This is a genomic window from Novosphingobium sp. LASN5T (genome assembly GCF_003856955.1).
GTDB lineage: Bacteria > Pseudomonadota > Alphaproteobacteria > Sphingomonadales > Sphingomonadaceae > Novosphingobium.
In genome coordinates this window covers 391,198-414,714 of sequence record NZ_RQSI01000001.1, presented here as the reverse complement: position 1 = coordinate 414,714, position 23,517 = coordinate 391,198, and the positions used below count along the sequence as shown (strand labels likewise).

Genomic DNA, 23,517 nt, shown 5'->3' with positions numbered 1-23,517 from the left:
AGCCATGGAACGCAACGTAGCACCATCGGCCCCGGTCGTTGCTGCCTGGGGCATGGGCATCGACAGCACCGCGATGATTATCGAATGGGTGGCGCGCGGGCGGCCGCTTTCGATAGTCCTCACCGCCGATACCGGCACCGAGCGCGAGGAAACCTACGCATTCCTGCCGATCTTCCAGCAATGGATGGATGCTCACGGCATCGAGCATCACGTGGTCCGCTACACGCCCCGGCGCTTCAAGCACTGGCCGCCCTACTTCACCCTGCTCGAAAACTGCCTCACCAACGCGACGCTGCCCTCGATCAGCTTCGGGCGGCATAGCTGTTCGCAGAAGTGGAAGATCCAGCCGCAGGATCGCTGGGTCGCGGACTGGGAACCCGCGCAGACATGTTGGAAACGGGGCGGCAAGGTCGTGAAGCTCATCGGCTATGATGCTTCGCCTGCCGATAGCCGCCGCTATGCGCATCGCGAGGGACACGTCTGCGACCGTTTCGACTACCGCTACCCGTTGCGCGAATGGGGCTGGGATCGTGCCCGCTGCGCGAAACGTATCCGCGCAGCGGGTTTGCCAGTTCCGATAAAGTCAGCCTGCTGGCTCTGCGCGGCGCAAAAGGTTGAGGAACTTAGCTCGCTGCCGCGCTGGTGCCTGCGTCTGATTGTCCTCGTCGAGGCGCGCGCCGCTCCGCGCCTTCACAGCATCGAGGGCCTGTGGCGCAGTTCGACTTCTACCCGCCCGGGTTCAATGACCGCCGATATTCGCGATCAAGGACTGCTCGACCGCCGCGAGGTCGAGGTGATCATCGGCGGGGCGCCCATCGACCTGGTCGATTTCCAACAGGCGGCAGCCGCCATTCCAGTCGATGCGCGCCCCGCCATGCGCGAGTGGATCGAACTGTTCAATGCAGGTGTATCGAGGCTCGCGGCATGATGTCGTTGCAGCAAAATCACATTTGCCCGCTCAAGGACGCGCGTCGTTTCGATGACGAGTTCGGCCGGGGTTATGATCATGCGCTGCTTGCCGATCGCGGACCCGTTCCGGCGGACTGCTGGGTGCATGATGCCTGGATCGTCACCGCTGCGGGGAAACTGCATCCAGGCCTGAACACAGCGCCGGTGCCGGTCCGGCCTGAGGACCTCTTCGTCGAAGCTGGGCGCCGCTTCAGCTGCCGATTTCCCCACTTTGAAGGAACCGCACATATGGACGCGCAATTGAGCCGGGGCCTCATCCTCAATGTCCCGCATTTCTTCGCGAACCCCGAGTTTCGGACTTGGCTTGAAGCGGATCGCCCCAAATTCACCTGGCACCGTGGCGGCCATATCGACGAATGGTCGGACGTCGTCGTCCTGGTCGATCCGGGCCTGAATGGCGAAGGCAGCGACTCCGACATGCCGGCGGAATGCTGGGAAACCATTGTCGCGCTGTGCCGCGAGCATCTCGTGGCCGGCCGTGCCGGCGAGCCCCACGTGATGGTTCGGCTCACCAACCTTACCGATTGACGGGGGCAAACCCTCAGCAATGGGAGCCATTGTATGACATTCGTCGCGCCAATCGCGGGCGTTGGGCCTGCCGTCGCGCTCGATCCCATCATCGTCGATGCGGTCGCGCGAAACGCCTGGTTCGCGTTCAACCTGTCAGGGGGGAAGGATTCCTCCGCTGCGGCGTTCGCGGCCAGTGAACTGCTTGATACCCTCGGTCATGACCGCCAGCGGCGCATCGCCATCCACGCCGATCTCGGCCGCGCCGAATGGCGGGCAACGCCTGTGACCGTTGCCGCGATCGCGCAGCGTCTGGGGCTCCCCCTAACCGTTGTCCGCCGGGGTGCCGGCGACATGGTCGATCGCTGGGAACAGTGCTTCGAAGCTGGCAAGGCGCGCTATGCGGCGCTGTCGACGTATCATCTGATCGGTCCCTGGTCCTCGGCATCGCTGCGTTTCTGCACTTCGGAACTGAAGGTGCAGGTCATCGGTCCCTATCTCGCCCGGCATTTTCGCGGTGAAAATGTGGTCTCGGTCATCGGCCTGCGCCGGGCCGAAAGCGTATCTAGGCGGAATACTGAAATTGCCCGGTTCGACACCCGCTTTGCGAGGTCCGGCAATCCGTCCGGCACGCGCATGTCGACCTGGCATCCGCTGGTCGACTGGTCCGCCGAGGAGGTGTTCGCCTGTCACGACCGCCATGACCTTCCCTTGCACGAAGCCTATCGCTGCCACGGCTCCTCGCGCCTTTCCTGTGCTTTCTGCGTCCTCGCCTCAGGCGCAGACCTCGCTGCCGCGACCCGGGAACCCAGCAATCTCGACCTCTATCGGCATCTGGTCAGCATGGAGGCGGCATCGACATTCTCGTTCCAACCGGGGCGCTGGCTCGCAGATGTTGCTCCGCACGCATTGTCGCCGCCGCTCGCCCGGGACATTGCCCAGGCGAAACGCGATGCGGCAGCGCGCCATGCGATCGAAAAGGCGATGCCTGCAGACCTGCGCTTCGTGAAAGGCTGGCCGCCGCGCCTGCCGACACTCGATGAGGCCCAGCTCATCGCCAGCGCGCGCGAGGTCATCTTGCTCCGCCACGGTCTCGACAATCATTTCCCTGATGCCGCCGCTGTTCGCAGCCGGTTCTCCGAATTGCTCGACCAGAAGTCAGCCCGGGCGCGGTCGTCCGAATAGATGAGCGGAAGGGGGCAGGGCGGGGCGGTGCGAAATGGATCGCATCGTCATTGCGGAGTCAGCCCATGTCCTTGCCTGCCAGCATCCACGCATCCGTCAGTTCGGCGTTGCTCGGGCGCGTCACGCGTATCTTCAACAACAGCGTGGGCGATGTTCTCGTCGAAACCCTGCAGAACGCTCGCCGGGCCGGCGCCAACCGGGTCGATATCGATGTGCTCGAAGAAGGTGGCCGCTCGCTGCTCGTCATCCGCGACGATGGCACTGGCATCGCCGATCCTGCCAAAGTGCTGACGCTCGGCGATTCCGGATGGGACGCCGATACCGCGCGCCGAGAGGATCCAGCCGGCATGGGCGTGTTCAGCCTCGCCGGCCGCCACGTCGAAATTCGTTCAAGGACTGCCCTTGCCGAGATGGGCTGGCGCGTCGAAATTCCCGCCGATGCTTGGGAAAGCGGGGTTCCGCTGGCGATCGAGACCTGCGACGTCGAGCCTGGCACCGAAATCCGTATCGACATGCCCGATGCCTGGAGCCGCGATCTTGCCGCTGCCGCCGCCAATGCCGCACGGCATTATCCCCTGCCGGTGCGGTTTCGTGGGGAGGCGCTCAAGCAGGTCGACTTTCTCGCCGGAGCCTGCCGGATCGAGAACTGGCAAGGTTGCCGTATCGGCGTGTTTCACGACCGCAATCATCTCCCGGCAAGCTATCCCCGAATCAATTTCCACGGACTGACCGTTCTCTGCCCACTGCCAAGTGTGACTGAGGTCGATGGCGGCGAATGCTGGCATGTGAGGGTCGATATTCGCGACGCGCCGGCGCTCCAACTGGTCCTGCCCGCGCGCAAGGAGATGGTCCAGAATTCAGCGCTCGAAGCCCTGCGCGAAGCGGCCGAGGCGGCCATCTACCGCGCCCTGGCAAGGGCACCGGGTCATCGCCTGGCGCATGCGCAATGGCTGCGTGCCCAAAAATTGGGCATCGAGCTCCCCGAAGCCGAGGCCTGGTTACATGGCTGGTTTTCCCGCACCGCCGACGATAATGGCATTCATCACGGCGAGCGTGTCGTTGACCGACCGATGATCCTGTTCCCCGATAGCGAGCCGGCCTTCGAGCAATGCGCTGGACGCGCTCTGCGCGGTGAGGTTCTGGGTGGAACGCTGGTCCGCGAGCAATCTGCATTCGCGGGCTACCGTTGGTACGACAGTTTACCGCGGATTTGCTCACTGTCCTTCGTGATCGGCGCCGGAGACAGTGAGGTTCGCTACGAGGAATCTGAAGCTACGCCACCCGATCTGGTGTCGGGGCAGGTCGCGTCGATCATGCTCGATGTCGCGGTGAGCTCATCCCAGGACGGCACAGCGAAGTCAGTCACATACTCGCTGCCGGTCGACGTATTGATCCTCCCCGAGGATGGTTGGTCGACCGATCTCGACGAGACGGTGATCCTGCTCTCGCCGAAATGCGCCATCGATCCCTGCGATCTCGCCGACCTGCTGATCGACATCTGTTTTTGTGCCTGCGACGACGTCGATGCTGACAGCTGGGAGACCCAGCAGCGCAATTTTCAGATGCGGGCAGGTCAAATCGCCAATGCGCTGCTGCTGGGCGAGGATGCCGCCATCCTCGCGCGCATCCGCGATGTGATCCAGGAGGAGATCCGCTGGCTCATTCCTCTCGGTCGGCAGGTCTCGATGCTGGCTGGCGGCAATGGGGTGGAGCTGACATTTGTCGCTAATGCGATAGCCCACGATCCCGGCGTCCCATTGCCGGAATACCAATCGTCGGGGCCAGTCTGAACGCACCGGTCTGACGATCCAGCTGCGTTCGCGAATTTCCCGTCGGGAGAAGCCTCATGTTTGATGTCGATTGCGTATCGCTGTTATCTCCGCGCCGCCGACAGTTGGCGAGTTTCGAGCATGGCTATGCTATCGCGCTACGTCTGCGGGGAGAGAGCGGTTTGCCTCAATTTATCGTGAGCACTAGCAACCCGCTCCAGCCGTTTCGGGTCACCGCACAGCTTTCCGCCAATGATGAGGCAGTTCTTGCGCTCGTGGCATGAGTAGTCGGTGCCGGGAATTCCAACTTCGGCAAGGTCGGGCAACTTTGGCCTCAATTCGGCTTGACAGGCCAGGGTTCGGGCCTCGACATTATGTTCCTATGCGCCTTGCCGATGATCTCGCTGCCCGGCGGAATATGTACTTCCGCCCGCTTCCGACTATGCCTGACGTCCTCCTGATCGACGTTCCGCCAGCCTATGCGTCGCCGAGCCTTCCGCTCGGCCGTTATTACCCGGTCATCATCGAGACCGAGGCCGAATGCGCGGAAATGGACGCCTTTCTTGTTCAGGAACGTCCCCGGCCTATTGCTCCTGACATCTTCGACCTGCGGCCATCGGCCTTGCGCGGTGGCGACATCGTATTCGCGCGCTACCGGCCGTCCGATCCTGACTGGCCCTGGATTATGCTGTGCCGCTGGCCTCAAAATTATGTCGCCATGGTGCCGCCCGGTGACGATCACTTTGCCCGCGGCGCCTATACCACGGAAGTCTTCGAGACAGTCGATGATTTGGCAAATGCGGAAGATCGCCTGATCGAGGTTCTTGGATCGCATCGTCCGGTGCGGTTGGGCGCCCTGCCGGAAATTATGGGACGTGCATGATCCGGTACTCGACGACGACGATCATCGACTCGAAGGTTCGCCTAACTGGATGAATTTGCTGCCGCATCGAATGCCGTGATCGCGCCGATTTGCTCCTCGACCAGAGCTTGCAGCGCCTCGAAGGCCATGTAGCAAAGCTGGCATTCGGCGGTGAGCAGGCCGATAACATCTGGCAGAGCCAGTGGTTCCCGGCCACCGAAACCATAATAGAACCTGCCGGTCTCTTCATTCCGCATCCGCGTGACCATGCCGGTCATGCCGATGACAAAGCGGGGCGAAAACCGATGATTATAGGCGTTGCGAAAATCCCCGGTCGCATCCCGAAACGCTTTGGCTCCGATCGCTTCGACCGTCCGCTTGAAGCGAATGTATGTCTTGCCCCAGCCCCGGCCATAAATGCCGCTCGTGTTCAGATCGATCTCGATGTCGAGCGGTAGGTCATCCTGCCATGACACAAAATCGCGGGTCATATTGGCCTGGTGGCACAGATGGGCTGCAGCAAAGGTGAAGCGCGACTTGATCGCATAGGGCAGGTTGACCGCATTGGTCGCCAAAACGTCTATGAATTCATGCGTGGCCGCCATCTTTGCGTCGTCGTCCATTCCCTCAATGACGATAGCCCAAGCCTGCAGTCGTTGCACATGATTGGTGAGATCGTTCAGCGTGTTTGCCAACTCTGTCGAGAATTCCCCAAGCATCTGCGCGTAGGCCATCCAGACCATGCTCAATTTGTCTGGCAGCGTATACCAACGGTAAGGCGTGTAGCGGCCGGAAAAAGGCAGCGCGGCACGGGCCTCGCGATAGGCGCGGTACAGCCGGACGTCCTCCTCAACGCCGTTGCCAGCGATCGCAGAAGTGTCGGACATCATCATCCCAGCCGGCTAAACATGCTGCGCTGACGAGGCAGGATGAGACGATCCGTCCACGCGATCGTTTTTGCGCGCGGCTTTTCCTTGCCTTCATCGGAGACGATCATGAGCTCGCCCTCGTCGCGCAGCAGCCGCAACTGGCTGGACAGGATATCGGAGGTCACGGGCGTATCGTTGCAGTTGCCGGCGAAGAGCTGCTCGACCACGAGCCCGCCAAGATCGCCCCGGTTGGCCGCATGGATCATGCGAGGCAGTTGATCGATCACGGCCGATTCGGATCGCGCGAGCGCATCGTCGTCGAACATGAATTGCATCAGATCCTGGCGCACATCCTTCGCCGGGTTGAAGCCGAGTGCATGGAAACCGGCGCCACCATGATGTTGGAAGTGGTTGTTGATCCGCCAATGGAGCTTGCCCATCTCGTCCCGGGCCTGGCGGTGGCCCGAAAGGTGCAGCAACCAATACGACCTATGGCTCTCCACCGAGTGGATGAAGAAGGGCGTATAGAACGGAGCACCGGTGCGGGACTGGACATGGCGGTACAGCCCGTTCTGGATCAGGTATCGCCAGCCATCTCCATTCTTGAGCTCGATGAGGCCACGGACATCTTCCCTCTGGAGGTCGAGACCGAGCAGGGCTCCCGATTCCGCGCGCTTTTCGGTCAGGAAGTCGATCAGGGCGTCTACGGCAAACGTCAGCAGGATTTCCGGGTTCTTGACCTCGCTCAGGATCGATCGGATCGTCGCGAAACGGACGTCGCTCCAGCCATATTGATCGAGGAAGAACAGCGAGCGCTGCGCGGTTCCCTTGGCCCGTATTCGGGCGATGATGTCCGGGCAGGCATCCTCGAAGGTCGAACAGTGCAGGAAGATGTCGGTGCCGAGGCGAGCGCCATAGCCACGCTTGATCAAAAGATCGCGCAGGAAAGCAATATGATCGGCGTTCTCGTCGACGAAAAAGAAATCGGCGCGGACCTCAAATCCCTTGATCCGCGCGGCATTGAGGGCCTTGTCCGCCTCCTCGACCGCGCGGAGCAGACGCAAGGGGGAGCCTTCGGCTTCCCCGCCGCGATGCCGATAAAGGCCGCCGCCGCAAAACCCGTCGACGATCGTCAGGTTCAGCATGGTCTGGCTGAATGTGCGGGTCAGACGTTCGACGTAGATGCCAAGATACTGCTCGAAAATCTCGTGCTTTGCGACACTGTGATCGCCGAGGACCGGCAGCGGCTCGCCGACCCGCCAGTCATAGTGCTTCCTCGTCACGAAGCGGCGGCCTTTCGCCGCTTAGGGCCGAGATTCTCGCCCATGCTCAGGATATAGTCAGCGCCCTGGAGCCCCTTCGAATGCGGCCCAGCCCAGAGCAGATAATAGAGCGGCGCCCCCTTTGAATTACGGATTAGGCGCGGGGTGGAAACGTGACCGAACGCGGCCTTGAGCCGGGCCCGGTAGAGTTGCAGCAGGCGCTCGGCATAATCCTCACGCTTCTCGTAGCCCCCGCTGTTGAAGAGACCGCGACTGCGCTCGCGGTACACCTCGTCAAACCACGCGCGCGATCCGAAATAGGCATCCAGCGTTTTCGCCCAGGCGTCGGGGATTTCGCCCGAATTGGGCAGCATCCGCTGGATCGCCATGCTCAGGGCAAAATTAACCACCACCTCGAAAATGCCGGTGTCAGCGAGTTGCTGGACGCTGGCCCATTCCAGATGCGCGCCGAAAGGATCGAGAAAGGCGACGCCGCGGTGGGTCGATCTTGAGATCGGTCTGGCTGCCACCCACGCAATGCCTTCGGCTGCCCCTACCGGAAGAATGTCGATTTCACGGGAGCTTTCGAACGCCCGTTTTACCTCTTCCAGTTCCGCGCACCTTCTCGGATCGTTTTCGATGAAGACGTAGCGCGCAAAAGGATTGGCGACATTGATTGCGATCCGGGGCGAGCCGTCGATCAACTCGGTCTGGTCAGCATCAGCCTCGGTTTCCACCTCGAAAAGCGGGATTGCCTCGCTGGCCGGCGCGGCACCCTTGCGAACCTGTGCCTGACCGCCGCCCGCGAATGCATCGACATAGATCGTGCGCCAGGGCTGGTTCTTGAGGACCTTCGTGTAGAAATCGAGATAGCGGGCGAGGGCATCCAGCTTCTCCCGGGCCCAGGGGCCCACAACCGCGATGTCTGGCATTACAGGGCTTCCAGCCGCGTTTCGGGGAATTGGCTCCATTCCTGACCGTCAAGCTCCCGGCCGCCGGACTTGGGGCGAAGTCCGCCCCATTGCTTGAAGAAGAAGGCGACATTCTGCGCAAGGCACTGATCGCGCACTTCGCGCACCCATTCGAGATGAATCGGCCTTGCGCCGGGGCCGGATTCGCCGCCGGCGATGACCCAGTCGATGCCGGCCAGATCCATCTCACCGACCGCTCCGATCAGCGGTTCGACCGAGAGAAAGCGAACTCCAGCGGGACTATCGCGCAGATGGGTTATCCGAGGGACGCCGCTGGCATCCTCGACCGACACGCCGCACCAGATATGACCCGGACCGCGCGCTTCGCCATACCGCGCGCGCAGGTAATTGCGCATCGGCGAGCTGCGCTTGGTCAGAACCTGGAACGTGTGCCAGTGTGCGGCTTCCATGGTGTCGAAAACGCTGTCGATGAACCTGCGCGGTACCTTCTTGTGAAAGAGGTCGCTCATCGAATTCACGAATATCATGCGCGGCCGCTTCCAGCGCAGAGGCTGCCCAATGCGCTCGGGCCGCAATGTCAGGTCGAAGCCATTCTCGAACGGATGCCCGGCTATTCCCCGCCAACGCTCCGCGAAACGCGCGGCATAGCAATTGTCGCAGCCGCGCGTGATCTTCGTGCAGCCCGTGACCGGATTCCACGTTGCATCAGTCCATTCGATTGCCGTTCCGTCAGACATTGAACAGTCCAATATGAGGGCTCCACCTTAGCAATGGAACGAAATAAGAACAACCCTCGGTCATCAATTTCAATTTCCTCTTCCGATGGCTTTTTGCGCCGCTTCGCGCTCCCCGTGTTCGAACGCGTCGGCAAAATCATCCAGTTCGGCCGCGCTCATCCCGATGCGCCGACCTTCCTCGCGCCAGGCCGCAACCGCAGCCTCGACTTCGGCGAGAATGGCCCGGGCCTTTTCCGGCGATATCCGGAAATAGGGCGCCACCGAGAGCAAGGCTTCGATCGTGGCTTCCGGGCCGGTATCTTCGGATATCCAGGTCTTCAGTTCGCGTACGCGCTCCGGGAATGGATTGATGTCGAATGCCGGTGCCAGCCGCCACAGTCCGCGCTCGACATGCAGGAAGCCATGGTTGAGGAGGTGGTCGTCAACATTGGTGATGAGGATCGAGAACGCGATCCGGCGCCACAGTTCCTCGATGTCAGCCTGCGGCGTTGCACCGTTCTGGCGCAGGGCATCGACGATCTCGGTATAGGCATGTTCGCCATGATCGCCAGGCTCCGCTCCCAACATTGTCGCCGCTGATATATACATGAGCCGGCCGCCACCCGCTGGACGATCGAACCGCCGGATCAGCGCAACGGGTGTTCCGTCACTGTCGATGAGGCGAGCGCCCGCCGCATCGATCCCGGCGCGCCGTGCCAGACGCATGGCCAGTATCTCACCCTTGGTCACCGCACGTTCGTCGCTGATGCTGGGAAACTTGCCGATAGCCAACCGGCCGTCCTCGTCGAGGACCGTGCATTTGGGGCGCAGACCCCCGAGCGAAGTTCCGCGCCCGCGCAGATAAGCGAGGTCGACCTCGGTCTCTGTGCCGCGCTCGACCGCATGACTCGCGGCCAGCAACTGTCCGATTTCGATGAGAGGCGGGGTCGTGCGCCGTCCGTCCTCCTGCGCTCGCTGAAAGACCCCGTCTTCATCCTGGAGCCGTAACGCTCCCACACGACTGACGTCGTCGACCGCGAGTAGATAGTCGAGCGAATTGAGCGCCTGTCCGGCGACAGGCTCGCCGCGTCGTCTGGCTTCCTGACGGCGCTTGGCATGATCGCGCTGGATGACGCGCCGCCCCCATCCATCCGGCTCGGTGTCCGCTATCGCCGGATGGAAGACCGAACCGTTGCCCTGCTTGCGATGAAACTGCGGACCCGTGACGAGGCGAATTCCCGGCTCGACCGCGAACCTGTCCGGGCTGGCAAGCCAGGCCTCGTCATATTCGAATGAGGCGCTTTCGCGGGCACCCTGCTGGTCATAACGCAGGACGCCGACGGGACGGGCCTCGTCGCCCAAGGATATGCGGATGGTCCGGTTCACAATGCGCGCGCCGCCTTGGGAGGACGCACGCGCTTCGGGATGCGCTGCTGGTCGAGCAGCAGTCCCTGTTCGTCATGGCGGGCATCGAGAATGTCGCCGAGCACTTGGTCGAAGCCGAGCACGAAAAAGGCCATGGCATAAGTACCGAGCGCAACCGAAGGATCGCCCTTTTCAATCTTGAGGTAGGTGCTCTTGGCAACACCCAGGCGTTCCGCCATCATCTGGACCGTGAGGCTGCGCTTGCGCCGGGCAAGCGCAATGTCCGCCCCCAGCTTGGCAAGGGAGCGCCGGACACGCACGGGCAAGGTTTCAGCGACAGTTGATTTCACTTCAAGGCCTCATATATGCGACCGTAATCATAATTTGGTCGCGTATATAAGTTCTAAACGTGAGAATGTCGAGGGGTGGCCGGTGGCGCCGCCATCACGTGCCTGGCGGCTCGGGGCAGGGCTGATGAACGACGCTGTGGAGTTGCAGCAGCTTGTCGTGAGCCGGCCCGGCATGGCCTACGTCGATGCACTGATCGTTCTCGCAAAACAGCACGAAAGCATGGCCGTCCGCGTTGCGCGAACTCCGGTAGATCAATCCGTCGACCGGCTCCCCATTCGAATTGCGGAACACCCGGCGAAAATATTCGGTCACGATCTGGGTGGGAACATATTCGATGTGCTCGCGCCCATCGCGCGCGATCTGTTGGACCAAGTCGCGCGCAAAGGCGTGGAGGAAGCGTAGCGGGTGTATCAATTTACGTGCCTTCGCGTCGAACACGCTGGGAATATCGGGGAGATCAGCGAGGTCCAGGACTTTCAATTCCCTTATCGCGCGGAACGTACCGATCGACATCAGCTGGCCTGTATGGACAGCAGGGTCAAACGTCTCCGCCATTGCCGTTGCAACATCGAACGCGCCGTAGAACATCGGAATACCGGCAGGACTCATCCGGTTGGACTGTGTCGCAAACCGCTCCGGCGGCGCTCCTAACGCCCCAGCATCGCCATAGGGCTCCACGCCGATCCGGATTCGGACCAGGGCAACGTCCAGATCAATTGCCTTGACGAGCCCCGTTTCGCGAAGCTCCTTCGCAATGACCGAACCGATGACGTCGAGCATCTCGGAGGGCGGTAGATCGTCCCGATCATCGCCGTTCGGCTTCAGAAACAGATAGCGCGTCAGGTGCTTGGTGACATGCTTGAACCAGTCCCACCCCCAGACCAACCGCTGGCTGTCGTCACCGCGGTAGAATTCGCGCTCGACCCAACCATCGGTATCGATCGAATCGATCAGCGCCTCGATCACGGCGTCGTCATCGCTGATGTCGTAGTTCTCGAAGACTTCCCAACTGTCCGAAATCGGCGCCTGATAACCGCCTTCGGCGGAGATATACATGATGCCTTCGGTATCTGGGTGGTTCCAGTCGAACGAGATACCGCCAAGAACAACCCCGACAAAATCATCAAAACTCGCCGCAATGGGTTCGTCGGATTCCTCGCCGCAGAACCGGCATCGCGTCGCGCTCAGATTGTTTCCGATCCATTCGGCCAGGGCGGAATCATTGACGCAATCGGCGCAAATGTCGCCATCGGCTTCGCTGTAGCCGCGCTCATATTGCTCGAGCATCCATTCCTTCGCACGCCCCATAGACTTCCTCGACCAAACTCCACCACGCGATCGCCACGCTGGATCAAATCAAGCGTATTGTTCTATGGCAGTACCAAGGATTGGCCCATCGGACTTCAAGATTTGTTGTGAGCACCCGGCAGGAAGTTCGGGTTGCGCGGGAATGGCCATCCCTTTGTGGCAAATGATGTGGGTGTAGTGTCGCGGGATCGATGCAGGGTGGGGCGGCTGCCCGCTGGCGCGGGCACCGGGCTAACGGGCTGCGCCTCGAGCCCCGCTCTCGCGGGTCTCGATCCTCGCGGACTTATATCCCTGCCGCAAGGTGCGCGCGGGGTGAGAGGTGAGGGTGGCAGCGGCGATGCTGCCCAGAGGGCCCAGTTCAGGCGCGGGGGCGACGTGATGCGGGGCGGCGCTCGAATTCGGCGGCGCTGGCGTCGAGATCGGCGGCGAGCTGGTTGAGGGCGCGAGCTGCGCCCAGCCGCATGAGACCGTCACCCTGATTTCCCGTGCTGCCGCGCGCTGCGCGCTTGCGCGCCAGATCGGCCACGGTGCGGAGTGTCGTCGAGTCCATGACCGCAGCATAACCTTGCAGCATCGCGAATGCCAGTCGGCGTCCGCGCGGGTGGTGGGCGAGGGCACCATCGCGTTGCGCACGGGGAGAGGGATGTGCCCTGGACCCCGCGCAGCGCGGGCGGCGCGGGCAGGCCATCAGAGGAGAGGGGGTTCGGAGAAGGTGTCGCGAAGAAATGGTTCGAAAGCGACATCGTCTAGGAGTGAAGATCATGAACATTGGTGAAATCCGCAACGTCAACGGCCGCCTCACTGGCTCGATCGCCACGCGCACTATCGACCTGCCCCGCATCGGTCTGCGCAAGGTCGACAGCAACAGCGATCGCGCGCCGGTCTATGAGATCCTCGCGCTCAACGTCGCCCGGCGCTGGGTGCAGGTCGGCGCGCTGTGGGAGGCGTTCTCGAAGAAGACCGGCGAAGCGTTCCTCGCGGGCTCGGTCGACGATCCGGGGCTGCCCGAAGCGCTGCCGGTGGCGTTCTTTCCGACCGAGGATGGCGGTTACACCGTGGCCTGGCGGCGCGAGACCGTGCGTGCCGAGTTCGGCGGCGGGTTCGGTGCGTCGCAGCGGTCGTATGACGAGCGCACGCAGGACGGCTTCGGCGGCAGCACCGCGGGCACCGATGGCGCGCTGATGGGGGCGGGCGCGGACGCGGAAGACGGTGAAGACCTGCCGTTCTAATCCGCAACGGCAAGCCGGGAAGGGCCGGGGGCGCAACGAGCGTCTCCGGCCTTTTTCTTTTTCATCTACCGAATTCTCGAAAGGCTGACCCATGTCCATCACCGCAAAATCACAGCGAGTGGAGCGCTTCGCCGACCTCAAATCCCTCTATGCCGAAATGACCGCCACCCCCGAATTTCAGGCGGCGTTTGGTGATCCGCTTGGCGTTTCGATCATCGAGGCGGGAGACTTGCCCGGCGAATATGAAATGCCCGAGCCGTTCGCTGCGCAAGCCGAGTGCGGCGGCATCGTCGCCACCATCTTCGATCTGTTCACCGGAACAAGGCTTGAGCCGCTCGCTGCCGAGATCGCCTGGGGCTTCGTCAACAGCTTCCACTTCGTCGCCGGCAAGCTCGAGCGGCGCGAGGATTCGCTGGCAATGGAGGTTGGTGACCTCGCGCGCCATCCCGACATGAGCGAGGTCTACAACAACGAACTCGAGGAGAAGCAGCTCCTTTGCCAATCGGTCGCGGAGCAGCGGCAAGCCATCGAATGTATGCGCGATTATGCCGCCGAGATGTACCGGGTGCAGTCGGGCTGGCCATGGTCGCCGGCGCGCGGCAGCAAGGCATCCTCGGCATCGAGCGCAAGCCAGATCGCCGCGCTCGATTTCCTGCGTGCTCGCGAGCTGGCGGCGCGTGAAAAGCACCTGCCGCAAGGGCCGGTCGTGGTTTTTTCGGGACCGGCACAGTGGCACGACTGGGAAACGCTTTGGGCCAAGCTCGACGAGATCAAGGTCCGCATTCCGCATATGACGCTGGTGACGACTGGACAGCGCAAGGGTGCCGATGCGATCGCGGCGGCCTGGGCAGCGCGGGCGGAAAACAGTGTCCCACTCGTCGCCTACGGCCTCTACGGAAATGGCCGCAAGACCGCCTTCACTCGCAATCGCAAGCTCGCCGAGCTTAAGCCCGTCGAAGCCTTGCTTTGCGAAGGGTCAGGACTCCAGGCCAATCTCTATCAGGTGCTGCGCGAAGCCAAGGTGCCAATCCATGCCTTCCGTAAGGCCGATCAGCTGGCCGATAGTACGTCACGGCGCATGCGCGCCTGATCCCCCGATCAGCACGACATTGTTCCCTCGCGGGGGGAGACGGCGAGAACCGTTTCTCCCCTGCCGGGCATATTGCTCCCCCCATTCGAGGAGAAGCCTGATGGCGATCCCTGAAACCTATCGTACCAATTTCGGCACGCTGTTGCGTGCCGCTGCCGACGGCAATCTCGCGCTCATGGAATGCACTGACGCTGCAACCGGCGTCCCTCGCTATGTGATCGCGGCGGTGGCCCGTGTTGGCGAAGATTTCGTGATGACGCCTTTCGGGCATTTGTCGGAGGGGAACCCCTTCAATGCCTATGTGCCCCCGGTCGGGTGAAGCCTCGCACGAGATTGCTGGGCCAGCATTGGTCTCAGATATCCCCCGCACCACACCAGCGATAACAAATTCGGGCCGGGCGCGCGCATACGCTCCGGCCTTTTTTGTGCGGTCGGGGAATGCGGCTACCCACGCTGGTTCGACCGGCGGAGGTTTGGTCGAAGCGCTTTGCCGCACCGCCACACCGCATTCTGTCGCCGCGCAAACAGGGCCAACACGGGCATCGAGCCCGCGTTGCCCCTCGGGTGCTTGGGGCGAGGTTGGGGAAAGATATTCTCTTCCAACAAGTCCAAGTATGGCACGGGGACAGCACCGGCCTCAAGGACGGCGGGGCCCCACCATTTTCTTTGGCGGGGCGGGTGTAGGTGTATCTCCTCGGGCCTTAGTGGCCGCCAAAGAAAATCGTGACCCCCACCGCCGCTGACGCGGTCGCTTCGCGATCCTTGACCCCGGCGCTCACAGCCCGTGCCTTTGAAAATGCCTCTTCAACTGCATTTCAAGGAGGCAGACATGACCAAGGTAACCCGCACGATCCGCGACTTTTCCGAAATCGCCGAACTCATCGCGGCCGAGACGATGACGACTTCGGACAGCTTCAGCTCCGCCTTCGAGGCGGGGCTAGATGCGAGCCGAATGGGTGTGGGCGAGGACGAACTCACCTGCGACATGCCCGATGCGACCGAAGCCCAGCTCGCGACCGAGATGCTGGTGCGCACGATGTTCGACGTGCTGCGCGATACGCGGATGGAGAGTATCGCCGGGCGGCTTGCGTGGGGGATCGTCAACAGCTTCCACAAGGTCGCCGAACAGCTCGACGGCGAGGCCGACCGGGCGGCGATGAAGATCAAGGAACTGGTGCGCGAGGCCGATGGCAGCGAGGTGATGATGGGGGAACTGGAGGACGCGCAGCTCCTTTGCCAGTCGCTCGACGAAGCCCGCGAAGCGGTCGCCTGCATGCGTGACCATGCCGCCGATACCTACCTCGCCGAGACCGGGCGGCCGTGGTCGGCACCGCGCGGATCGCTGGTCTCCTCCAAGCGCACCGCCTCGGTGATCGCTGCGCAGGATTTCCTCGCCGCGCGCCGGATCCGCAAGGCCGAAGCACACGCCCCGCAAGGTCCGGTGGTGGTCTTCTCGGGCGGACAGGTCTGGGAGGATCACGCGCTGATCACGGACACCCTCGATGCGGTGAAGGCGCGCATTCCGGCGATGGTGCTCGCAACCACGGCGCAGGACAAAGGGTGCGACGCGATCGCGGCGGCCTGGGCGGCGCATACGGGCACGATGCTCATTGCCTTCACGCTTGACCGGCGCCTGGGCAAACGGGCGGGGTTCGCGCGCAACGAACAGCTCCTGGCGCTGCGTCCGGTCGAAGCGGTAGTCTGCGAGGGTTCGGGGCTCCAGTCGCACCTGGCGCGAGAGGTGAGGGCGAAGCGGGTGCCCGCGCACTTCTTCGCCCTGAAGGATCAGCGCAAGGACCGCGCGGCTGCGTGAGGAAGTGACGGGACCGGTCGGGTTCAGGCCCGGCCGGTTCCCTTTTTTGCTGGCGTCGAAGTCGTCCCCGCTCAGGGACGCGGCGAGCCTTCGGCTCGGCGCCCGTCGCGGGGCCGATGCGCTGCCATCGACGATGGCAGCGGCCTCCTGCGCGTGGCTACGCCATGCTCGTCGCAGGGCCATCCCTGCGGGATGATTTTGGATTGTCGGAAGTGACGGCAGGCGTGGGTAAGGCTGCCTCGGGCAGGGCGCGCAGCGCGGTGACGGCGGCAGCGCCGCCGCATCGGATCGCAGCATTGAGCACGTCGCGGAATTCGCGTTCGGTGAGGTTCTCGACGGCGAGTTCGGGAATGAGAGCGGCATATTTGCCGCGCAGGGTGCGGCGGGATTTTTCCACCTCCTCGGCCATCTTGCGCTGGCGCGCTTCGAGGTCGGCGAGGCGTTCACGTTCGGTCATCTTGGGCATGTCCATCGTCCTGTCGATGGTCTGCCCGCCATCCCCATTATCGAATGCGGTTTGCACGTTCGCAATCCCCCAATCGAGGTGCATGTCATGACGTCTCAATTCCCCTCTTTGCCAACCCGCATCAGCCTGCCGGCGTGCCGCCGGCGGAAGAACGAAGGGCCCTGCCGGGAGCCGCGCCCCTTCCGGGTCGAGGTGACGCAGCGAGCAAGTCGCTGCGAAGGCAGGGACGCACGGCCGTGGCCGTATTGTAATGCACCGTACGCACGGGTGCTGCGGTGCATTCTTCGCGCAAAATCAGCGGCTTGCCACGGGTGCCATGGCACCCGCCGGACAGGCATTCTGGCACCCATGTCACCCCGGACGGTGATGGGGCTGAACGAACCCGCGGATTCCCGCAGGTTTGACCCGGGTGACATGACTGACAGCTGATTTTCTTGAGTTTTGGGCGCCATTGCGCTATTGAGGCGCTGCTTCATGACCTTCTGTCGCCGGGCTCCACTTGGGAGCAACGGCATGCACAGAATATCGGTCCGTGTGGACCCCGCGCTTTACCTGCGGCTCCAGCGCCGCGCGGGAGGCGCCAATCTTTCCCTTTCCGACTTCGTCCGCTCGATCCTGGCTGAGGCCGCCGATCCGCGCGGACGCTATATCTATTCCTCGCAGGACGAGCTGCTGGCGACCGGCATCCAGACCCTTACCCTGCTCGCCACCGCGATCGGTGAACGCTCGCCGCAGGTCCTCGAACGCGGCATGCGCGATGCGCGCGCCGTGCTTGAGCAGCGGGGCCTTCTGAGCGCGGAGCAGGACCAGTGAGGGGGGAGCTTCATTACCGCCCGGCATCCCCCGCCGTGGCTGCAGCGCCCACGGTCTATCCCCCATTCCTGCCGCCCGCCGCCGGCTTCCTGCCGCTGCTCTACGCGGGGCGGAACTGGGCCTGGGCTTCACGCCCGTTTCCGCCGGAGGCACGGCCATGAGCATCTTCCGCAACGACACCCTCGGCAGCTGGACGCGCGGCGGTCAATCGATCGTCCACAATGTTCGCATGACCACCCAGGTCTTCTTCCAGACGGTCACTGCATGCCTCGTTCTCTGGGTGATCGGTACCCTGTGGTATGCACTTGAGAAATCGACCGCCTACGAGCGCTATGTCATCACCAAGCTGGTCGAGGCGAGTTTCAAGGTCGATGCCGCAGCTGGCACCAACGATCCGGTGCTGTTCAAGACCCCGGCGGGGAAACCATACTGGACTTCGGCCGACTGGCTGATCGCCTCCGATCTCGGCAAGCGGACCCTCCACAGCTTCGAGCTCTACCTGATCCACGGCGCGGTGCTGGCGGGGGCGTTCGCTTTGCTCGCGCTCGGTATGGCCTGGTTCACCTTCACCCGCACCGGACGCGGTCTAGGCTCCAACGAGTACTTGCGCGGTGCGCGGTTCGGCACGGTTCGGCAGATTCGGCGCTTGCTGCGCCGCCAGCAGAAGGGGAGCTTCGCGATCGGCGACGTCCCCGTACCTGACGCATTCGAGCCCGAGCACATACTCCTCTGCGGAGCGCCGGGCACCGGCAAGACCAACCTCATCGTCAAGATGCTCGAAGGTATTCGCAAGGAAGGCAAGCGGGCCATCGTCTACGACACGGCCGGGACTTTTGTGGAAAAGTTCTACCGACCGGGCCGGGACATCATCCTCAACCCGCTCGATCAACGCACCGCGCAGTGGTCGCCCTGGGGCGACGTGCCGCGCGACTACCACTACGACCAGATCGCGGAATCGACGATCCCCGAAAAGCACGGCGATCCGTTCTGGGCCAAAGCTTCGCGCGGCACTCTGGTGGCGGTGCTGCGGAAGCTCGCACGCGAAGGCGAGATGCTGGTCTCAGTCCTGCTCGACCGCCTGCTGCGCTCGAAACTGAAAGACCTCGCTGCCTTTGCGGCGGGCACGGATGCTGCTGCCTTCATCAGCCTTGAGGGCGAGCGCACCTCGGCGGGCATCCAGGCCGAACTCGCCTCGGTGATGAGGAGCTTTTCCTATCTCGACGATACCCGGAAAGGCCTTTCGATCCGCGACTGGGTGACCAACGAGGAGGGCGACAACTGGCTGTTCATTTCGGTGAAGGCCGACCAGCTACCTTCGCTTCGTCCACTGATAACGGTCTGGCTCGACATCGCCATTTCGGCGATCATGAGCCTGACGCCAGATCGCAAGCGGCGGCTCTACTGCGTCATCGACGAGCTGCCGACGCTCCAGAAACTGCCTTCGCTCTCCGACTTCCTCGCCCGTGCGCGCAAGTACGGTGGCTGCGGTATCCTGGGGTTCCAGTCCTATCCGCAATTGGAGGCGACCTACGGCATCCAGGATGCCGCCGCGATCACCGGCTATTGCTCGACTTGGGTGGCGCTCAGGGCCAACGACACCCCGACCGCCAAGCATGTCTCGGAGAACCTGGGTCAGGTCGAACAGGTCGAAGCCAACGAGGGCATGTCCTACGGCGTCAACGATATGCGCGACGGGGTAAACCTTAGCCGCATGCAGGTGACGCGTCCGCTGGTCATGCACACCGAGGTCACCAATTTGCCCAACCTCTGCGGTTACCTGCGGTTCGGGCGCAACCTTCCCGTGGTGCGGTTCGAAGACCGCTTCAACACCGTCGCGACCATCGCCGATGGGTTCATCGAACGCGACACGCCGCCTCTGCGAGACAGTGCGGGCAAGCAGATCATTGCGGCGATCCATGCCGGGAGTGAGGATGACGACGCCTCTGAACCGATGCCCAAGGCAGGTGCCGGGCGGACCAAGCCAAAGCGCGGTGCAGCCAGGAGGCCGGACGAGCCCAAGCCGCAGGCGGACCTGTTTGTGAACCCTCCAAAGGGCGATGATGAGCATGCAGGCGATGAACCTGAAGCGGTCGACCCAGAACTCGACGATGAATCTCCGGCCACCCAACCGGAACCCGAGCGGCCGGTTCAGGACTTCACCCTTGGTGCGCGCCGCGGCCATCCGCGGGTCGAGGTCGATGTCTATGACCGCACCGATGGGCCAGCCCGGAAAGCGCGGCCGGCATGATCCACCCGCGCCGACTCAAGGGCACATCAGCCAATATCGCCCGCTACTATACGGTGGGCGACTACTACACCAAGGGCGGGGACGAACCCAGCCATTGGGGCGGTGCGCTTGCCCCCGAACTTGGGCTTGAAGGCAAGGTCGATCCCCATGTCTTTGCTGAACTGCTCGCCGGACGCGTTGCTGGCCAGCAGCTCGGTCGGCACCGCGCCGACGGTGAGATCCAGCATCATCCGGGCTGGGACTTCGCCGTCAATGCGCCCAAGTCGGTGTCGATCATGGCGCTCGTCATGGGTGACGAGCGGATTGTCGCTGCCCACGAACGCGCGGTCACCGTGGCGCTTTCCTATCTCGAGGAACTTGCCGCGCTGCGCCGCCGCGACAATGGCGAGATCGTCCATGAAACCACCGGGCGATTGCTGTTCGCGCGGTTCACCGAGCATGCGAGCCGCGAGCTCGATCCCCATCTCCACACCCATGTCGTCGTGCTCAACATGACCAATGCCGAGGCGGGCGCGAACATGGCGAGTCTCGAAACCCGCGCCATGTTCGCCGAACAGATGGTCGCGGGCCAGGTCTATCGTAATGAGCTCGCCCGCGATCTCAAGGAACAGGGTTACGACATCGACTTCGACCCGCGTCGCGGGCTGTTCGAGATCGCGGGTCTGCCCGGCGAATTTATCCGTGAGACCTCGCAGCGCGCCGAGCAGATCGATGCCCATGCCAAGGAGCACGGGCTAACCGGACAAGCGGCGCGCCGCGCGTCGTACTATGAAACCCGCGGGGCCAAGGTGAAGGCGGGGCTGGGCGAACTCAAAGGCCAATGGACGACCCGGGCCAGTCCCTATGCGGCGGACCTTGCTGAGGTGCAGGCGAAGGCCGCCGAGCGGGAGGGACAGGGGCTGGACCTCGCCCCGATGACGGCAACCCGCGCTGCGCTGTTCGGCCTGCGTCATGGGGAAGCCCGCGAGGCGGTGTCGAACCTCGGCACGCTCTATCGTCACGCGCTCGCGAGCCATGTCGGGGAAGTGCGGCTCGGCGATGTGCGGCCGGTAATTGCCGAGCACGAAGCGCGGCGCAAATTGCTTGAGGTGCGCGATCCGACCGGCGACCGGACCTTGACGAGGGGACGAACCAGTCGGCGCAGCGCCCGGCTCGAGCAGGGATTGGCGCGCGAGCTGGCACTGTCTTTGGACGATGCGCGGCCCATCACATCGTCTGACCGGCTACTTGCCGTTCTAGAACACGCGGGCCTTACCCCCGCGCAGGAGCGCGCGCTGGTGGCGCTCGGCACTTCGCACGACCGCGTCACCGGCCTGCATGGCGTCGCCGGAGCAGGCAAATCGATGCTGATGCGGGTTATGGCGGAGGCTGCCGGTTCGGGGAGGGACTTTGTTGCGCTCGCCCCGACTTCGTCTGCTGCCGCCAATCTCGGCGAGGGGGCAGGGGTTCCTTCGCGCACAGTCGCCAGCCTGCTTGCGGGCGGCGGACACGGGATCACCGAGCGTCATGTGTTGCTGGTCGATGAGGCCGGGCAATTGGGCAACCGGCAGGCGCAGCGCCTGCTTGCGATCAGCCGCGAGACCGGCGCACGGCTGATCCTGCTCGGCGACAATCGCCAGACCGGGGCGATCGAGCAAGGCAAGCCGTTCTGGTTGATGCAGAAGCTTGGCCTCCCTACCGCTGAGCTGACGGAATCGATGCGCCAGGAAACCCGCGCGATGAAGGCGGCGGTGACCGAAGCGCGCTCCGGTGACTATGCCGCATCGCTCGGCAGGCTCGACAAGGTAGTGAGCGGCGCCGATGCCGAAACGCTTGCCAAGGGCCTCGTCGCCGAATGGACCCGGCTGAAGCCTGAGACGCGGGCGACCACCAATATCCTCGTGCTGGAGAACGCCACGCGGCTCATCGTCAATGCGAGAATCCGCGAAACGCTCAAAGCCGAGAGCGCGATCGCCGCCGAAGACACCCGGCTGTCCGTGCTGACCCCTGCGGGTCTCAGTGCCGAGGAAAAGCAGTTCGCACGGTTCTATTCGGGCGGGCAGGTCGTGACGTTTTCACGCGATGTGGCAGGCGCTGGGCTTGCTCGTGAGACCGAATACCGCGTGGTCGGCATCGGGCGTGACGCCAATGGCCGTCAGATTGTGCGTCTCGCCGACGAGCATGGCCGGATTGTCCGCTGGGACCCGAGGCTTGGGCATGCGCGTCACGTCAACGTATTCAACCGCGAGGAGCGCGAACTCGCGGCCGGTGACCGTATCCAGTGGCGCCTGGTCACCAAGGAACTGGACCTCAAGAATGCCGAGCGCGGGACGGTCGAGAAACTGGAAGGAACCCTGGCGACGATCCGCTGGGACCGCGGTGAGCCGGTGCAGACCATCGATCTCGGCCAGCACAAGACCTGGGATCATGGCTATTCCGAGACGGTCTATTCGGCGCAGTCGAAGACCTATGCGCGGGTCTACGTCCTGGCGCCGGTCAACTCCTCGCTGGTCAATGGCCAGAATTACTACACGGCGATCACGCGTGCTCGTCTGGGTGTGAAGCTCTGGACCGAGAACGAAAAGCGCCTCGTGGAGAAACTCGAAGCGCGCTCGGGCGAGAAGACTTCGGCGCTTGAAGGGCTGGGGCGGCTCACGAAGGACACGGTGCGCGCCTATGCTGATCGTCATGCCGACCAGTTGGAACGGGACCGCGATGATCAGCGCGGCTTGCGCAGTGAACGCCGTGAACGAGAACTTGTAAGGCAGCTTGATCGCACCCGTTCCCCTGAAGGTATCGGCGAACGGATCGCCGAAAGCGCTCGAGGGATTGGCGATTTTCTCGATCGCATCCTGCAATCCGCGCTCGATCGGCGAGCGGAACCCGAAGCAGCGCGCGCGTCTCGGTCGCCAGCAGTGCCCGTTCCGGTCCGAAGTCCGCCAGAGCACCAATCCATACCCAAAACCGATCATGGTCCTGAGCGGTGATTTGCCTGCCTACCCAAATGAGGAACATCAGCATGAGAAACAGCGCAAATTCATTTGTGTCACTGTCAGCTCGTCGCGCCCTTACGTCGATGACTTGCATTGCTGCGACGATGATGACTCCGCAGCCCGCATTGGCGCGCGGCACCGTTCAGGGTGAGGTGCTCATTGCCGAATGCATTCGGCAGGTATCTGGCGGACGTCCATGGCTTGAAAAGACACTGTGGGGCCTGCGCGATCAGGAGGCAGGCTGGATCGGCGCGGAGGTACGCAACACGAATGGATCGCACGATCTGGGGCCGCTGCAGGTCAACAGTTGGTGGGTGCCGAAGATCGCCACGCTAGTCGGTCGATCGCAGATCGAGGTACGCGCCTGGTTGACTACCGATCCGTGTTTTAATGCGGGGGCCGCGCGGTGGATCTTCCTGTCAGCGCTGCGCTCAACCGGCAACTATTGGAATGCAGTGGGGGTCTATCATAGTCCGACCGGATGGCGTCAGCAGCGCTATGCTTTGAGCGTCGGACGGCACCTTCAGAGGCGGTTTGGACAAGACGTCTTTGCTCGGCGCAATCTCGCGGGGCATGCCGCATCGGTTTCGTCGCCTCTCGCTCAGTTTGAGGCCAAATCGCAAAGCATGCCCGATGCAAAATCGATCGAATATGGCTTTGGAACATTGGTGGACTAGATTTGCGCGAATGCCGCGAAAAACCTGCTAAATTCTGCCCTCACTGTCCGATAACGGCCCTTCACGGACAGTAAAAAATCGGCTATCAAACTGCAAATTCGGTCCCGTTTGGCG

The 23,517-nt window shown here is 63.0% G+C and carries 24 protein-coding genes; 15 read left to right on the top strand and 9 right to left on the bottom strand.

What is annotated here, in order from left to right; genetic code table 11:
• Positions 1-4: 4 nt before the first annotated feature.
• The 6 genes from EH199_RS01990 (at position 5) to EH199_RS01965 (ending at position 5,313) form a co-directional block, all read left to right on the top strand.
• A complete protein-coding gene (locus tag EH199_RS01990; RefSeq protein ID WP_124807577.1) occupies positions 5-928 on the top strand; it encodes a hypothetical protein in 924 nt (307 codons plus the stop codon).
• Positions 925-1,497, top strand: a complete 573-nt coding sequence (locus EH199_RS01985; RefSeq protein WP_124807576.1) for a hypothetical protein — start codon at positions 925-927, stop codon at positions 1,495-1,497. Before EH199_RS01990 ends, EH199_RS01985 begins: the two co-directional genes overlap by 4 nt.
• A 33-nt stretch (positions 1,498-1,530) precedes the next feature.
• Positions 1,531-2,661 carry a phosphoadenosine phosphosulfate reductase family protein gene (locus EH199_RS01980; protein ID WP_124807575.1) on the top strand — a complete coding sequence of 377 codons (1,131 nt, stop codon included), beginning with the start codon at positions 1,531-1,533 and terminating at the stop codon, positions 2,659-2,661.
• Between the two features lie 65 nt (positions 2,662-2,726).
• Positions 2,727-4,451, top strand: a complete 1,725-nt coding sequence (locus tag EH199_RS01975; protein WP_124807574.1) for an ATP-binding protein — start codon at positions 2,727-2,729, stop codon at positions 4,449-4,451.
• Between the two features lie 56 nt (positions 4,452-4,507).
• A complete protein-coding gene (locus EH199_RS01970; RefSeq protein WP_124807573.1) occupies positions 4,508-4,714 on the top strand; it encodes a hypothetical protein in 207 nt (68 codons plus the stop codon).
• A 158-nt stretch (positions 4,715-4,872) separates the two neighbouring features.
• Positions 4,873-5,313: a hypothetical protein gene (locus tag EH199_RS01965; protein ID WP_124807572.1), complete on the top strand. Its 441-nt coding sequence runs from the start codon at positions 4,873-4,875 to the stop codon at positions 5,311-5,313.
• Positions 5,314-5,354: 41 nt separating this feature from the next.
• On the opposite strand, the gene EH199_RS01960 is transcribed toward EH199_RS01965, so the two are convergent.
• The 8 genes from EH199_RS01960 to EH199_RS01925 all read right to left on the bottom strand — a co-directional run bounded on the left by EH199_RS01960 (position 5,355) and on the right by EH199_RS01925 (position 12,645).
• The gene (locus tag EH199_RS01960) at positions 5,355-6,185 is read right to left on the bottom strand and encodes a hypothetical protein (RefSeq protein WP_223806418.1); all 831 of its coding nucleotides are present in this window, start codon (positions 6,183-6,185) and stop codon (positions 5,355-5,357) included.
• Positions 6,182-7,444 carry a three-Cys-motif partner protein TcmP gene (locus tag EH199_RS01955; RefSeq protein WP_124807571.1) on the bottom strand — a complete coding sequence of 421 codons (1,263 nt, stop codon included), beginning with the start codon at positions 7,442-7,444 and terminating at the stop codon, positions 6,182-6,184. The genes EH199_RS01960 and EH199_RS01955 overlap by 4 nt, the downstream gene beginning before the upstream one ends.
• Positions 7,441-8,355 (bottom strand): three-Cys-motif partner protein TcmP, encoded by a 915-nt coding sequence (locus EH199_RS01950; protein WP_223806417.1) that lies wholly within the window; start codon positions 8,353-8,355, stop codon positions 7,441-7,443. Before EH199_RS01950 ends, EH199_RS01955 begins: the two co-directional genes overlap by 4 nt.
• On the bottom strand, positions 8,355-9,092 hold the full coding sequence (locus tag EH199_RS01945; protein ID WP_124807569.1) for a DUF5131 family protein: 738 nt from the start codon (positions 9,090-9,092) through the stop codon (positions 8,355-8,357). The genes EH199_RS01950 and EH199_RS01945 overlap by 1 nt, the downstream gene beginning before the upstream one ends.
• Before the next feature lie 69 nt (positions 9,093-9,161).
• Positions 9,162-10,457: a type II toxin-antitoxin system HipA family toxin gene (locus tag EH199_RS01940; RefSeq protein ID WP_124807568.1), complete on the bottom strand. Its 1,296-nt coding sequence runs from the start codon at positions 10,455-10,457 to the stop codon at positions 9,162-9,164.
• Positions 10,454-10,786 (bottom strand): helix-turn-helix domain-containing protein, encoded by a 333-nt coding sequence (locus tag EH199_RS01935; protein ID WP_124807567.1) that lies wholly within the window; start codon positions 10,784-10,786, stop codon positions 10,454-10,456. The genes EH199_RS01940 and EH199_RS01935 overlap by 4 nt, the downstream gene beginning before the upstream one ends.
• A 94-nt stretch (positions 10,787-10,880) precedes the next feature.
• On the bottom strand, positions 10,881-12,095 hold the full coding sequence (locus tag EH199_RS01930) for a HEPN-associated N-terminal domain-containing protein (protein WP_124807566.1): 1,215 nt from the start codon (positions 12,093-12,095) through the stop codon (positions 10,881-10,883).
• A 358-nt stretch (positions 12,096-12,453) separates the two neighbouring features.
• Entirely contained in the window at positions 12,454-12,645 is a 192-nt protein-coding gene (locus EH199_RS01925) for a hypothetical protein (RefSeq protein ID WP_124807565.1), read from the bottom strand.
• A gap of 211 nt (positions 12,646-12,856) precedes the next feature.
• On the opposite strand from EH199_RS01925, the gene EH199_RS01920 reads away from it, so the two are divergent.
• The 4 genes from EH199_RS01920 to EH199_RS01905 all read left to right on the top strand — a co-directional run bounded on the left by EH199_RS01920 (position 12,857) and on the right by EH199_RS01905 (position 16,227).
• Positions 12,857-13,324, top strand: a complete 468-nt coding sequence (locus tag EH199_RS01920) for a DUF736 domain-containing protein (protein ID WP_124807564.1) — start codon at positions 12,857-12,859, stop codon at positions 13,322-13,324.
• Between the two features lie 91 nt (positions 13,325-13,415).
• On the top strand, positions 13,416-14,414 hold the full coding sequence (locus EH199_RS01915) for an SLOG family protein (RefSeq protein ID WP_124807563.1): 999 nt from the start codon (positions 13,416-13,418) through the stop codon (positions 14,412-14,414).
• Between the two features lie 100 nt (positions 14,415-14,514).
• A complete protein-coding gene (locus tag EH199_RS01910) occupies positions 14,515-14,733 on the top strand; it encodes a DUF6117 family protein (protein ID WP_124807562.1) in 219 nt (72 codons plus the stop codon).
• 510 nt (positions 14,734-15,243) lie between these two features.
• Positions 15,244-16,227 (top strand): DUF2493 domain-containing protein, encoded by a 984-nt coding sequence (locus tag EH199_RS01905; protein WP_124807561.1) that lies wholly within the window; start codon positions 15,244-15,246, stop codon positions 16,225-16,227.
• A gap of 157 nt (positions 16,228-16,384) precedes the next feature.
• On the opposite strand, the gene EH199_RS01900 is transcribed toward EH199_RS01905, so the two are convergent.
• A complete protein-coding gene (locus EH199_RS01900; protein ID WP_223806416.1) occupies positions 16,385-16,777 on the bottom strand; it encodes a hypothetical protein in 393 nt (130 codons plus the stop codon).
• Between the two features lie 429 nt (positions 16,778-17,206).
• Here EH199_RS01900 and EH199_RS01895 point away from each other — a divergent pair, with 429 nt between their 5' ends.
• Genes EH199_RS01895 through EH199_RS01880 form a run of 5 tightly spaced genes read left to right on the top strand, consistent with a single transcriptional unit; the run spans position 17,207 to position 23,403 of the window.
• On the top strand, positions 17,207-17,506 hold the full coding sequence (locus EH199_RS01895) for a CopG family transcriptional regulator (protein WP_190287054.1): 300 nt from the start codon (positions 17,207-17,209) through the stop codon (positions 17,504-17,506).
• A gap of 35 nt (positions 17,507-17,541) precedes the next feature.
• Positions 17,542-17,667: a hypothetical protein gene (locus EH199_RS24925; RefSeq protein ID WP_255420434.1), complete on the top strand. Its 126-nt coding sequence runs from the start codon at positions 17,542-17,544 to the stop codon at positions 17,665-17,667.
• Positions 17,664-19,754, top strand: coding sequence for a type IV secretion system DNA-binding domain-containing protein (locus EH199_RS01890; protein ID WP_124807559.1), 2,091 nt, complete (start codon positions 17,664-17,666; stop codon positions 19,752-19,754). The genes EH199_RS24925 and EH199_RS01890 overlap by 4 nt, the downstream gene beginning before the upstream one ends.
• Positions 19,751-22,720: a MobF family relaxase gene (gene mobF, locus EH199_RS01885; protein WP_124807558.1), complete on the top strand. Its 2,970-nt coding sequence runs from the start codon at positions 19,751-19,753 to the stop codon at positions 22,718-22,720. The genes EH199_RS01890 and mobF overlap by 4 nt, the downstream gene beginning before the upstream one ends.
• Before the next feature lie 32 nt (positions 22,721-22,752).
• Positions 22,753-23,403: a lytic transglycosylase domain-containing protein gene (locus EH199_RS01880; RefSeq protein ID WP_370449647.1), complete on the top strand. Its 651-nt coding sequence runs from the start codon at positions 22,753-22,755 to the stop codon at positions 23,401-23,403.
• Positions 23,404-23,517: the final 114 nt, after the last annotated feature.

Coding starts and splice junctions, on each gene's coding strand:
- EH199_RS01975 (WP_124807574.1), top strand. CDS start 2,727: ATGTCCTTGCCTGCCAGCATCCACGCATCCGTCAGTTCGGCGTTGCTC.
- EH199_RS01920 (WP_124807564.1), top strand. CDS start 12,857: ATGAACATTGGTGAAATCCGCAACGTCAACGGCCGCCTCACTGGCTCG.
- EH199_RS01950 (WP_223806417.1), bottom strand. CDS start 8,355: ATGCCAGACATCGCGGTTGTGGGCCCCTGGGCCCGGGAGAAGCTGGAT.
- EH199_RS01905 (WP_124807561.1), top strand. CDS start 15,244: ATGACCAAGGTAACCCGCACGATCCGCGACTTTTCCGAAATCGCCGAA.
- EH199_RS01900 (WP_223806416.1), bottom strand. CDS start 16,777: ATGCACCTCGATTGGGGGATTGCGAACGTGCAAACCGCATTCGATAAT.
- EH199_RS01990 (WP_124807577.1), top strand. CDS start 5: ATGGAACGCAACGTAGCACCATCGGCCCCGGTCGTTGCTGCCTGGGGC.
- EH199_RS01880 (WP_370449647.1), top strand. CDS start 22,753: ATGAGAAACAGCGCAAATTCATTTGTGTCACTGTCAGCTCGTCGCGCC.
- EH199_RS01970 (WP_124807573.1), top strand. CDS start 4,508: ATGTTTGATGTCGATTGCGTATCGCTGTTATCTCCGCGCCGCCGACAG.
- EH199_RS01980 (WP_124807575.1), top strand. CDS start 1,531: ATGACATTCGTCGCGCCAATCGCGGGCGTTGGGCCTGCCGTCGCGCTC.
- EH199_RS01985 (WP_124807576.1), top strand. CDS start 925: ATGATGTCGTTGCAGCAAAATCACATTTGCCCGCTCAAGGACGCGCGT.
- EH199_RS01960 (WP_223806418.1), bottom strand. CDS start 6,185: ATGATGATGTCCGACACTTCTGCGATCGCTGGCAACGGCGTTGAGGAG.
- EH199_RS01965 (WP_124807572.1), top strand. CDS start 4,873: ATGCCTGACGTCCTCCTGATCGACGTTCCGCCAGCCTATGCGTCGCCG.
- EH199_RS01925 (WP_124807565.1), bottom strand. CDS start 12,645: ATGGACTCGACGACACTCCGCACCGTGGCCGATCTGGCGCGCAAGCGC.
- EH199_RS01890 (WP_124807559.1), top strand. CDS start 17,664: ATGAGCATCTTCCGCAACGACACCCTCGGCAGCTGGACGCGCGGCGGT.
- EH199_RS01895 (WP_190287054.1), top strand. CDS start 17,207: ATGCACAGAATATCGGTCCGTGTGGACCCCGCGCTTTACCTGCGGCTC.
- mobF (WP_124807558.1), top strand. CDS start 19,751: ATGATCCACCCGCGCCGACTCAAGGGCACATCAGCCAATATCGCCCGC.
- EH199_RS01910 (WP_124807562.1), top strand. CDS start 14,515: ATGGCGATCCCTGAAACCTATCGTACCAATTTCGGCACGCTGTTGCGT.
- EH199_RS01915 (WP_124807563.1), top strand. CDS start 13,416: ATGTCCATCACCGCAAAATCACAGCGAGTGGAGCGCTTCGCCGACCTC.
- EH199_RS01945 (WP_124807569.1), bottom strand. CDS start 9,092: ATGTCTGACGGAACGGCAATCGAATGGACTGATGCAACGTGGAATCCG.
- EH199_RS01930 (WP_124807566.1), bottom strand. CDS start 12,095: ATGGGGCGTGCGAAGGAATGGATGCTCGAGCAATATGAGCGCGGCTAC.